The following is a 12240-nucleotide window of genomic DNA, read 5'->3' on the forward strand; positions in this document are numbered from 1 at the left end:
GCCGATGAGCCTGGTCGACGCCTCGCCGCGCAGCCGCCAGCCAGGGCGGCTGCGCGTCAGCGTCGGCCAGCATTCGGACAGGGGCAAGAAGCCACGCAACCAGGACTTCCATGGCCTGTGCGTGCCGCAGGCGGCCCAGCTCGACAGCAAGGGCATCGCCGTCGCCCTGGCCGATGGCATCAGCAGCAGCGAGGTCAGCCACATCGCCAGCGAGACGGCGGTGGCGGCCTTTCTCAGCGACTACTACAGCACCAGTGACGCCTGGTCGGTGAAGACCTCGGCGCTGCGCGTGCTCGCCGCCACCAATGCCTGGCTGCACGCGCAGAGCCGGCGCAGCCCGCACCGTTATGACCTGGATCGCGGCTACGTCTGCACCTTCAGCGCGCTGCTGCTGAAGTCGACCACCGCGCACCTGTTCCACATCGGCGACGCGTGCATCTACCGCCTGCGCGGCGACGTGCTGGAACCGCTGACCCAGGAACATCGCCTGCACCTCGACGCCGACAGGAGCTACCTCAGCCGCGCGCTGGGCATGCAGGCGCATCTGGAAATCGACTATCAGGCCCTGCCCCTGGAGGCCGGCGACCTGTTCCTGCTGGCCACCGACGGCGTGCATGCCTTCCTCGACGACCGCAGCCTGCGCGCCTGCCTCGCCGGCAGCGCCGACGACCTGCAACACACCGCGCAACGGATCGTCGAGCGGGCGCTGGCCGGCGGCAGCGACGACAACCTGACCGTGCAGCTGCTGCGCATCGAGCAGTTGCCCGCAGGTGAGCCCGGCGAGTTGCAACGGCAGCTGGACGAACTGCCCTGCCCACCCGTGCTGGAGGCACCGTGCGACTTCGACGGCTACCGCATCCTGCGCCGGCTGCACGCCAGCGCGCGCAGCCACCTGTACCTGGCGCGCGACCCGGCCAGCGGCGCCACGCTGGTGCTCAAGACCCCCTCCCAGAATCTGCAGCAGGACACGCAGTACCTGCAGCGCCTGCTGCTGGAGGAATGGATCGCCAGGCGCATCGACAGCCCCCACGTGCTCAAGGCCCATGTGCCATCGCGCCCGCGCCACTACCTGTACAGCAGCAGCGAATTCATCGACGGCCAGACACTCGCGCAGTGGCTGCTCGATCACCCGCAGCCGCCCCTGCAGGCGGTACGTGACATCGTCGAACAGATCGCACGCGGCCTGCGCGCCTTTCACCGCCTGGAAATGCTGCACCAGGACCTGCGCCCGGCCAACCTGATGATCGACGCCGAGGGTACGGTGAAGATCATCGATTTCGGCGCGACGCACGTGGCCGGGCTGCAGGAAAGCGACGCGCGGGAAACGCTTCGGCAGGCGCTCGGCACGGCCCAGTACAGCGCACCGGAATACTGGCTGGGACAGCCGGCCAGCGTCGGCTCGGAGGTGTTCTCGCTGGCGGTGATCACCTACCAGATGCTCACCGGCCGGCTGCCCTACGGCGCGGCCATGGCGCGGGCCCGGAGCCGGGCGGCGCAGATGCGCCTGCGCTACCAGCCAGTGGGGCGCCAGGCGGACCTGCCGCCGTGGCTGGACGACGTGCTGCGCAAGGGTTGCCACCCGGACCCGAACCAGCGCTACCGGGACCCGGACGAATTCGCCCACGCCCTGCGCCATCCCGGCCAGGCGCTGCTCGCGCGCAGGCATCGGCCCCTGCTGGAGCGTGACCCGCTGCTGTTCTGGCAGCTGCTCAGCCTGCTGCTGGCACTGTCCTTGCTATCCGCACTGCTGCACTAGGCGCGCCGTGCCTTGCTGGCAAAACGCCCGGCAGACGGGCAGAATTTCCCGCTGCCCGTTCCTGAACGGCCTGCCCTACGGTCGCACCCGACCCCACATGGCACCCCGCAGGCCTGTCCCTGCGCCGTTATTTCCTGCGCAGGTATCGCTTCGATGTCACCGATCGACCTCAACTCCGACATGATGTATCGCCTGCTGGTGCAGAGCGTGGTGGATTACGCCATCTACCTGCTCAGCCCCGAGGGCGTGGTGACCAACTGGAATGCCGGTGCGCAACGGGCCAAGGGCTACCGGGCGGCGGAAATCGTCGGCCAGCATTTCTCGGTGTTCTACAGCGCGCAGGAGCGTGACGCCGGCGTGCCACAACGCGGCCTGCAGCAAGCCCGCGACACCGGGCGTTTCGAAGCCACCGGCTGGCGCCTGCGCAAGGACGGTTCGTCGTTCTGGGCGCATGTGATCATCGATGCCGTGCGCGACGATGAGGGCCAGCTCATCGGCTTCGCCAAGATCACCCGGGACTGCACCGAGCAGCAGCGCCTGCAGAACGAACAGCGCGAGCAGGAGCGGCGTTTCCGCCTGCTGGTGCAGGGCGTCAAGGACTACGCCATCTACATGCTCGACCCGCAGGGCCATGTGCAGAACTGGAACGCCGGCGCGCAACGGGCCAAGGGCTACAGTGCCGGCGAAATCGTCGGGCAGCACTTCTCGCTGTTCTACACGCCGGAAGATCGCAGCGCGGGCCTGCCGCAGCGGGGCCTGGAGACCGCCCACCGCGAGGGTCGCTTCGAGGCCGAGGGCATCCGCCTGCGCAAGGACGGTTCAGCGTTCTGGGCCCACGTGATCATCGATGCCGTGCGCGACGACGAGGGCCAGCTCATCGGCTTCGCCAAGATCACCCGCGACATCACCGAGCGCCGCCAGCACGAACAGGAGCTGCTCAAGGCCAAGGAACTGGCGGAAAGCTACAGCGAGGAGATGAGCAACCTGTCGCGCTTTCTCGACTCGGTGATCGGCAACATTCCCGCCAGCCTGATCGTCAGGAACCCGCAATCCGGGGAAATCCTGCTGGCCAACCCGCAGGCCGAGCGCCTGTTCGGCTGCAGCGCCCAGGCCATGGTCGGCCAGCATCCACAGGCCTGCCTGGCAGCGGGCATCGCCCGCTATATCGAAGAGCAGACCGAACAGGGCATCCGCGCCAAGACCGGCTACCTGCGTGAACAGGCCTTGGAGACCCCGCTGGGCCTGCGCACGCTGCGTACCCGCGTGGCCCTGAGCAACGGCGGGGCCAACCAGGCCAGCTACGTGCTGATGATCGCCGAGGACGTCACCGACGAACTGGCCGCGCACGCGCAGATTCATCACATGGCGCACCACGATGCACTGACCGGGCTGGCCAACCGCACGCTGTTCGCCGAGCGTCTGCAGGAAGCCCTCGCCGAGAGCGCGGTCGAGCGCTCGCTGGTCGGCGTACTGTGCCTGGACCTGGACAACTTCAAGAACATCAACGACGCGCTCGGCCATGCCTTCGGCGACCGTTTGCTGGGCGCGCTGGCGACCCGCCTGAAAGGCACCCTGCGCGACCAGGACACCCTGGCCCGCCTCGGCGGCGACGAGTTCGCCATCGTCCTGCGCAACCTGGATTGCCCCGAGAGTGCCCATCGCACCGCCCAGCGTCTGATCGACGTGGTGGCGCCGAGCTTCATGATCGACGACCACAGTTTCAGCGTCGGCCTGAGCGTGGGCGTGGCCATCGCACCGAACGACCACCAGAGCGCCGACCAGCTGCTGCGCTACGCCGACCTGGCGCTGTACGAGGCCAAGCGCAACGGGCGCAATCGCTTCGAATACTTCCAGCCCGAACTGGATGCCGCCGCGCGCCGCCGCCGCACCATGGAGATGGACCTGCGCACCGCCCTGCACCTGGGCCAGCTGCAGCTGCACTACCAGCCGATCATCGACCAGCAGCACGGGCAGATCTCCGGCTACGAAGCGCTGATGCGCTGGCATCACCCGCTCAATGGCCTGGTGATGCCCATGGACTTCATTCCGCTGGCCGAGGAAACCGGGCTGATTCACGAGGTGGGCGCACGTGCGCTCAATCTCGCCTGCCAGGAAGCGGCCAGCTGGAATACCGAGCAGACCGTGGCGGTCAACCTGTCACCCGTGCAGTTCAGGAACCCCGAGCTGGTCAGGATCGTCGCCCTGGCCCTGCAGGACTCGGCCCTGGAGCCTCGGCGCCTGGAGCTGGAGATCACCGAATCGGTGCTGCTCGACAACAGCGACGGCAATATCGAGACACTCAAGCGCCTCAAGGCCCTGGGGGTGAACATCGCCCTCGACGACTTCGGCACCGGCTACTCCTCGCTGAGTTACCTGCGCTCGTTCGCCTTCGACCGGATCAAGATCGACAAGTCGTTCATCAACGACATGGTCGACAGCCCCGAGGCGATGTCGATCGTGCGCGCCATCACCGGCATGAGCAGCAGCCTGCAGATCAAGACCACCGCCGAGGGCGTGGAAACCGAAGAGCAGCTCAGGCAGTTGCAAGCCCAGGGCTGCTCGCACTTCCAGGGTTTCCTGTTCGGCCATCCGCAGCCGGCCAACGAGCGCAAGCGGCAGTGAACCCGGGCAGGCGCTGACGCCCGCCCGCCGCCCCGTTCAGCCGCGCAGGATCATCTCCGCAGCGCGTTCGCCGATCATGATGCACGGCGCGTTGGTGTTGCCGCTGATCAGCGTCGGCATGATCGAGGCATCGGCCACGCGCAGGTTGCTCAGGCCGCGCACCCTGAGCTGCGGCGAGACCACGGCAGCCTCGTCCGTGCCCATCTTGCAGGTGCCCACCGGGTGGAACACCGTGGCGGCGTTCTCGCGCAGGTGCGCCAGCAGCTGTTCGTCACTCTGCACCTGGGCGCCGGGCAGCATCTCCTTGCCACGAATGGCGTCGAACTCCGGCTGGGCGAGGATGCTGCGCGCCAGCTTGACCCCCTCCACCAGCACCCGCGCGTCGGCCTCGTCGCTGAGGAAGTTGAAGTCGATGCTCAGGCTGCGGCCCTCGCCCAGGCGCACCTCGCCGACGCTTTTCGGGCGCAGCACGCAGGTGTGGATGGCGTAGCCATGGCCCCACTCGAACAGGCGCCCGCGATGGCTGCGATAACCCGGCACGAAGTGCATCTGCACATCCGGCAGGTCACCCGCCAGCGGCGTGCGGGCGAAGCCGCCGGCCTCGACGTAGTTGGTGGTCAGCCAGCCCATCCTGCGCGCCAGGTACTGGAACGGCGAGGCCAGCACCTTGGGCAGCGAGCCGATGGAGAAGCCCAGCGACAGCGGGCTCTTCGAGCGCACGGTGAGCGTGCCGTCGATATGGTCCTGGAGGTTCTTGCCGACTCCGGGCAGGTCGACCTTGCTGGCCACGCCCGCAGCCTCCAGCTCGGCCCTGGGGCCGATGCCGGATTTCAGCAGGATGTGCGGCGAGCCCAGCGCACCGGCGCAGAGGATGGTCTCGCGGCTGCACTGCAAGGTGCGCCACTGGCCCTTCTCGCGCAGTTCCAGGCCGCTGACGCGCTCGCCGTCGAGCAGCAGGCGCTCCACCTCGCAGCCGGTCAGCACGGTGAGGTTGCTGCGCTGGCGCACCGGGGCGACGAAGGCGCGGTAGCTGGACAGACGCCTGGCGTCCCTCTGGGTGACGTTGTACAGGCCGACACCCTCCAGGCTGCCGCCGTTGAAATCGTCGTTGCGGCGCAGGCCGATATGGCTGGCGGCACTGATGTAACGCTCGGACAACGGGTTGGGGTCGCGCGGCTTGTCCACCAGCAGTTCACCCAGCGTGCCGTGGTAATGCAGGGACTGGCCGAGGCGGTTGCCCTCGGACTTCTTGAAGTACGGCAGCACGTCGCGCCAGCCCCAGCCGGGACAGCCGGCGGCTTCCCAGCGGTCGTAGTCGCTGGCGTCGCCACGGATGTAGATCATGCTGTTCATCGCACTGGAGCCGCCGAGAGCCTTGCCACGCGGGGTGTGCAGACGACGCCCGGCGAGGTGGCGCTGCGGTGCGGAGAAGTAGTTCCAGCTGAACACGCGGCTCTTGTACAGGGTGATGGTGCCAGCCGGCACCTGCACCCGCGGGCTGGCGTCGCTGCCACCGGCCTCGATCAGGCAGACGCGCACGGCCGGGTCCGCGCTCAGGCGGTTGGCCAGCACGCAGCCGGCCGAACCGGCCCCGACGATCAGGTAGTCGAAGCTGTCCGCCATCTCAGTGCACCTCTTCCATGTCGTCGTGCAGCAGGCCGAGGATGTGTCGCTTCATGCGGATGAACTCGGGCTCCATCACCACGTCGAGGTTGCGCGGACGCTCGATCGGCACGTCGAGGATTTCCTTGATCCGCCCCGGACGCGCGCCCATCACGTAGATACGGTCGGCGAGCAGGATGGCTTCATCGATGTCGTGGGTGACGAACACCACGGTCTTCTTGCTGTTGCCCCAGACCTGCAGCAGCAGTTGCTGCATCTGCAGACGGGTCTGGCTGTCGAGGGCGCCGAAGGGTTCGTCCATCAGCAGGATCTGCGGGTCGTTGGCCAGTGCCCGGGCGATGGCCACGCGCTGCATCATGCCGCCGGAGAGCTGCTTGGGAAAATGCTCGGCGAACTTGTCCAGGCCGACTTCCTGCAGGTAGAACTCGACGATGGTGCGCATCTCGGTGGCCGGCAGCCCCCGGCGCTTGAGGCCGAACTCGATGTTCTGGCGCACCGTGAGCCAGGGGAACAGGGTGTAGCCCTGGAACACCATGCCACGGTCGGCACCGGGGCCATCGACCTTGCGCCCACCGACGTAGATATCGCCCTCGGTCGGTTCGTTGAGGCCGGCGGTGAGGTACAGCAGGCTCGACTTGCCGCAGCCGGAGGGGCCGACGATGACTGCGAACTGCTGGTCCGGCACCTCGAAGGAGACCCGCTCCAGCGCAGTGAAGGTGTCCCCCGCAGGCGACTGGTAGCGCAGGCTGACGTTGTCCACCTTGAGCCGTGCGGCGACCTCGGCGTACTGACTGAGCGCCGGCATGATGTAGGGTTTCTTGGCTATTGCGCCCATGCGGCAATCCTCAGTCGAAGCAGACGGAACAGTTGATCGGTGATCAGCCCGAGCAGGCCGATGATGGCGATGGCGAGGAAGATCACATCCACCTGGAAGCCACGCATGGCCTTGAGGCTGATGTAACCGAGGCCGCTGGAGGCGGCGACCAGTTCGGCCACCACCAGGTAGGTCCAGGCCCAGCCCATGGTCACGCGCAGCGTGTCGAGGATGCCGGGCAGGGAAGCCGGCGCCAGCACGTGCAGCACCACGTCACGGCGGCTGGCGCCGAGGGTGTAGCTGGCGTTGAGCAGGTCCCGCGAGACGCCCTTGGAGACGTCGGCGATCATCACCAGCTGCTGGAAGAACACGCCGAAGATGATCACCGAGACGCGCTGTTCCAGGCCGATGCCGATCCACAGGATGAACAGCGGCACGAAGCTGGTCACCGGCAGGTAGCGGATGAAGTTGACCAGCGGCTCGAGAAACGCCTGGACGATGCGGAAGCTGCCCATCAGCAGGCCCAGCGGCACCGCCACCAGGGAAGACACGACGAAGCCGATCAGCACCACTTCCAGGCTGGCCAGCACATGCTTGCTCAGGGTGCCGTCAGCGGCCAGGCGCACGCCAGCGGCGACCACGTCGCCGGGGGTCGGCAGAAACATCGACGGCACCACGCCGCCATACGACAGGACGGCCCACAGGCCAAGCACCAGCAGCCAGCACAGGCCGCTGACGCCGAGCACCAGACGGCCCGGCAGATCGACTTTCGGGGTCAGGCAGCGCTGCACCCAGGATTTTTGCGTGGCCATGAACCACCTCGTGTTGCGGGTATTGAAGAAGCTGAGCGCGCAGTCGGCCCCTCTGCCGCTGGGGCGGGCACCGTGGGGGCGCTTCAGCGGCGACGGTCGCGGCTGAAGCCCCTCCCACAGGGCCCCTTCTGCGCAGAAGGGTTACGGCGTGACGAACGAGGTATCCACCAGATCCTCGTAGCTCACCGCGTAGGGCTTGCCCTGCAGGCTGCTCCAGGTTTCGTTGGCCAGCTTGATGATCTCGGCGATGTCACCGGCCTTGCCGGGAGTACCGAGCAGCTTCTCGCTCATGGCCTGGTCGTAGAACTTCACGCCCTTGGCCGCTTCGGCCAGGTCCTTGGGATCGGACAGGTAGCCGCCAACGCCCTTGGCCATGATTTCGTGGGCCTTCTCCGGGTTGCTCCGGGTGAACTCGACCGCCTTGTACAGGCCGGCGACCAACGCCTTGACGTCTTCCGGCTGCTTCTCGATGACGTCGCAGTCCAGTGCCACCACGTCGACGATCACGCCGGGCGTCTCGCCGCTGTCGACCAGCACCTTGCCGCTGCCCTTCTGCTTGACCATGGTCAGGTTCGGTTCCCAGGTCACCGCGGCGGGCACGTGGCCGGCGATGAAGGCCGAGGCGGCGTCGTCGGCCGTCATGTTCTGCACCTCGATGTCGCTCATGCTCATGCCGGCCTTCTTCAGCAGGTAGCTCAGCCAGAACTGCGACACCGAACCCTCGTTGACCGCCACTGCCTTGCCCTTGAGGCCCTGCATGTCGGCGATGCCCTCCTGCACCACGATGCCGTCGCCGCCGTGGGATTCGTCCAGCGCGGCCACGGCCTTGAAGCAGAAGTCCTTGGAGCGGTACTTGAGGATCTCGTCGATGGTCGAGGCCGAGCCGGACAGCTTGCCCGAGGCCTGAGCGGCCATGTACATCGAGGCTTCCTCGATGGTGGTCAGCTGCAGGTCGAGGCCGGCGTCCTTGAAGTAGCCCAGGTCACGGGCCAGGTACAGGGTGCCGTAGCCAACCCAGGTGGTGTGGCCGATGGACAGGGTGCCGGCCTGAGCGCTGGCGGCCAGGCCGGCAGCCAGTGCGGTGCAGGCGAAGGTACGGACGAAACGGTGGCGCAAGGATGATTTCATGAAGCACTCCCACAGCCTGTTGGCTCGTTATTGGTTTACGTGGGGCAGGATTGGCCAGGGGCCGAATTGCATGTGCATGGGGCCAGCCTCGTCGGGCCGATCCTGGTTCTTGCCGCCCTCTGCGGGGCGGTTCCGGGTGATGCCTGTCGCTTTGTTCGCTTTCGCAGGAGCGGCTGTTACAGCAGGTTCAGCTCGCGCCCGGTGCGATCCACCGCGCGCCGGGTCTTCTCCACCAGCTCGTCCAGCTCGGCGTGGGTGGCCACCAGGGCCGGCGCCATGATCATGCGACCGAGGGTGGAACGGATGATCAGGCCCTCGTCGAAGCCGACGGTGCGGCAGTGCCAGGCGATGTCGTTCTCGTTGGCGAAACGCTTGCGCGTGACCCTGTCTTCGGCGAACTGCAGCGCGGCGACCAGGCCAGTGCCCTGGACGTCGCCGATCAGCGGGTGATCCGCGAAGGTCTCGCGCAGCAGCTTCTGCAGGTAGGGGCCGGTGTCGGCCTTCACCCGCTCGACGATGCGTTCGTCACGCAGCGCGGTGAGGTTGGCGATCGCCACGGCCGCCGCCACCGGGTGGCCGGCATAGGTCAGGCCATGGGCGAACACGCCGCCTTCCTGAACCAGGGCATCGGCGATGCGCTTGCCCAGCACCAGGCCTCCCATGGGGATGTAGCCGGAGGTCAGGCCCTTGGCGATGGTCAGGGTGTCCGGCTCGAAGCCGAAGTGCTGGTGGGCGAACCACTCGCCGGTGCGGCCGAAGCCACCGATCACCTCGTCGGCGCACAGCAGCACGTCGTACTGGCGGCAGATGCGCTGCACCTCGGCCCAGTAGCTGGGCGGCGGGAAGATCATGCCGCCGGCGCCCTGGAACGGCTCGGCGACGAAGGCCGCGACGTTCTCGGCACCCAGCTCGAGGATCTTCGCTTCCAGCTCGCGCGCCGCCTTGAGCCCGAAGGCCTCCTCACTCAGCTCGCCGCCCTCGGCGAAGTAGTAGGGCTCGCCGATGTGGGCGAAGCCCGGCAGCATGCCGCCCATTTCATGCATGAAGCCCATGCCGCCGAGCGCGGTGCTGCCCAGGGTGGAGCCGTGATAGCCGTTCCAGCGGCCGATCATGATTGTCTTGCTCGGCTTGCCGACCACCTGCCAGTAGCGGCGCACGGTGCGGATCAGCACCTCGTTGGCCTCGGAGCCGGAGTTGGTGTAGATGGCGTGGCTGTAGTGCGCCGGCAACAGGCTGAAGAGCAGCTCGGACAGCTCCACCACGCGCGGATGCGTGGTGTGGAAGAACAGGTTGTAGTACGGCAGCTCCTCCAGCTGACGGCTGGCCGCGGCATTCAGGTCGGCACGGCCATAGCCCAGCGCGGTGCACCACAGCCCGGACATGCCATCCAGATAGCGCTTGCCGTCGCTGTCCCAGAGGTTGAGGCCCTGGCCCTTGGCGATGACCAGCGCACCCTCCTCGTTGAGCGCTTTCTGATCGAGAAAAGCGTGGATATGGTGCGCCGCATCCAGCGCCTGATATTCCTGAGTCGTGTGCTTCGGGGCAGTCATCGCAAGGCTCCTGGGTTATCCGGTCGTCAGCTCAGCGGAGCTGGAACCATGTCGTTTTAAGTTGCGTGTACTTGTCGAACGAATGCAGCGACAGGTCGCGACCGAAGCCGGACTGCCGGCCACCGCCAAAGGGCGTGGTGACGTCCAGCGCATCGACGGTGTTGACCGAGACGGTGCCGGCCTTGAGGCGGCGGGCAACGCGGTGGGCGCGGTTGAGGTCGTCGCTCCACAGCGAGGCGGCCAGGCCGTAGACGCTGTCGTTGGCCAGCGCCACGGCCTCGTCCTCGCTGTCGAACGGCAGCACCGCCAGTACCGGGCCGAACACTTCCTCGCGGGCCAGGCGACTGTTCGGCGCCACGCCGGTGAAGATGGTCGGCTCGACGAAGTTGTCCGAGCCGCCGATCGTCAGTTGCCGGCCGCCGGCGACGAGGCGCGCACCCTCGGCCCGGGCGCCGGCGATGAAGTCCATGATCCGCGCCGTCTGCCGCGTCTCGACGATGGCGCCGGCACGGCTGGCCGGATCCAGCGGATCGCCGGGCAACCAGTCGCGTGCCCGAGCCTGCAGGCGTTCGACGAACTGGTCGTGGATCGAGCGCTGCACCAGCAGGCGCGAGTTGGCCGAGCACACTTCGCCCTGGTTGAAGAAGATGCCGAAGGCCGCCTTCTCGGCGGCCAGGTCGAGGTCCTGGCAATCGGCGAACAGCAGATTGGCGCTCTTGCCGCCGCACTCCAGCCACACCTGCTTGAGGTTGGACTGCGCCGAGTAAGCCATGAAGTATTTGCCCACCTCGGTGGAACCGGTGAAGGCCAGGCAGTCGACGTCCATGTGCAGGCCAAGGGCCTTGCCGGCAGCCTCGCCGAGCCCCGGCACCACGTTCAGTACCCCTTCCGGCAGGCCGGCCTCAAGCGCCAGTTCGGCCAGGCGCAAGGCGGAGAATGGCGACTGCTCGGCAGGCTTGAGCACCACCGAGTTGCCGGCCGCCAGCGCCGGGGCGAGCTTCCAGGCGGCCATGTCCAGCGGGAAGTTCCACGGCACCACGGCGGCGACCACGCCCAGCGCCTCGCGCGTGATGGTGGCCAGCACGTTGGCCGCGCTGGGGGCGACTTCGTCGTAGCGCTTGTCGAGGCTTTCCGCGTACCAGCGGAACACGCCGGCGGCGCCGGGCACGTCGATGTTCCAGGCGTCCATCACCGGCTTGCCCATGTTCAGCGAGTCGAGCAGCGCCAGCTCATCGCGATTGGCCAGGATCAGCTCGGCCAGGCGCAGCAGCACCTGCTTGCGCTCCGCCGGCGTGCGCTGCGACCAGACGCCCGCTTCGAACGCCTGGCGGGCACTGCGCACGGCCAGATCGACCTCGGCTTCAGCACAGGCGGCGACCTGCGCCAGCACCTGGCCGCTGGCCGGGTTGATGGCCGCGAAGGTGGCGCCGGACAGCGCCGCCACACGGCGCCCACCGATGATGGCCTGTTCGATGAAGCCTTGCTGCCGAGCGCGTTGCTGCCAGTCGCTGAGTTCGTACACCGCAGTCCCCTTAACCGTCTGGTGGTTGCGGAACTGATGGTGGCGCAAGCCCGAAGATAGGAAAAATATTAAAAATGTCGCCGGGACATACGAAAAAGCTCGTCACGCCAGCACCAAAGCAGTGCAGCTCGCCAGCTCCTTGTGCACGCGTCGCCAACGCCCCCGTGACGCCGCGACATGCCTGCCGGCGCCGCGCCATGACGGGATTGGCGGGCGCACTCTTTCAGCGCATGCTCATCGGCACGGCGGCCCGTTCGCGGCAGTGGAATTCGCCCGGCTGCGCGCCCAGGCCTGCCCGGCGAGCCGATCGAGGCAGCGCCCTGGCGATCACCCCAGGCGTGTACGGCTTTTGCAGGCAGGCGTGCAGACGCCGCTGGCCAGCAAAAATATGGCCACTGGCAAAGAAGATGCTC

Annotated in this window: 8 protein-coding genes; 2 read left to right on the forward strand and 6 right to left on the reverse strand. The window is 67.4% G+C overall.

What is annotated here, in order from left to right; genetic code table 11:
- Window positions 1-4 precede the first annotated feature (4 nt).
- Together EWH21_RS23360 and EWH21_RS23365 are read left to right on the forward strand one after the other, a co-directional pair.
- A complete protein-coding gene (locus EWH21_RS23360) occupies window positions 5-1756 on the forward strand; it encodes a bifunctional protein-serine/threonine kinase/phosphatase (protein ID WP_277699446.1) in 1752 nt (583 codons plus the stop codon).
- Window positions 1757-1909: 153 nt separating this feature from the next.
- Window positions 1910-4378, forward strand: a complete 2469-nt coding sequence (locus tag EWH21_RS23365; protein ID WP_277699447.1) for an EAL domain-containing protein — start codon at window positions 1910-1912, stop codon at window positions 4376-4378.
- A gap of 36 nt (window positions 4379-4414) precedes the next feature.
- Here the strand turns inward: EWH21_RS23365 and EWH21_RS23370 are convergent, their stop codons facing one another.
- The 6 genes from EWH21_RS23370 to EWH21_RS23395 form a co-directional block, all read right to left on the reverse strand.
- Window positions 4415-6001, reverse strand: a complete 1587-nt coding sequence (locus tag EWH21_RS23370; protein ID WP_277699448.1) for a GMC family oxidoreductase N-terminal domain-containing protein — start codon at window positions 5999-6001, stop codon at window positions 4415-4417.
- A gap of 1 nt (window position 6002) precedes the next feature.
- Window positions 6003-6836 (reverse strand): ABC transporter ATP-binding protein, encoded by an 834-nt coding sequence (locus tag EWH21_RS23375; protein WP_037051320.1) that lies wholly within the window; start codon window positions 6834-6836, stop codon window positions 6003-6005.
- Complete coding sequence (locus EWH21_RS23380) at window positions 6824-7627, reverse strand: ABC transporter permease (RefSeq protein ID WP_037051317.1); 804 nt, start codon at window positions 7625-7627, stop codon at window positions 6824-6826. The genes EWH21_RS23375 and EWH21_RS23380 overlap by 13 nt, the downstream gene beginning before the upstream one ends.
- Before the next feature lie 141 nt (window positions 7628-7768).
- Window positions 7769-8755: an ABC transporter substrate-binding protein gene (locus tag EWH21_RS23385; protein WP_277699449.1), complete on the reverse strand. Its 987-nt coding sequence runs from the start codon at window positions 8753-8755 to the stop codon at window positions 7769-7771.
- Window positions 8756-8931: 176 nt separating this feature from the next.
- Window positions 8932-10305, reverse strand: coding sequence for an aspartate aminotransferase family protein (locus EWH21_RS23390; RefSeq protein ID WP_047585535.1), 1374 nt, complete (start codon window positions 10303-10305; stop codon window positions 8932-8934).
- A gap of 31 nt (window positions 10306-10336) precedes the next feature.
- The gene (locus EWH21_RS23395; RefSeq protein WP_277699450.1) at window positions 10337-11827 is read right to left on the reverse strand and encodes an aldehyde dehydrogenase; all 1491 of its coding nucleotides are present in this window, start codon (window positions 11825-11827) and stop codon (window positions 10337-10339) included.
- Window positions 11828-12240 lie beyond the last annotated feature (413 nt).

This window comes from Pseudomonas sp. REST10, from assembly GCF_029542605.1.
GTDB lineage: Bacteria > Pseudomonadota > Gammaproteobacteria > Pseudomonadales > Pseudomonadaceae > Aquipseudomonas > Aquipseudomonas khazarica.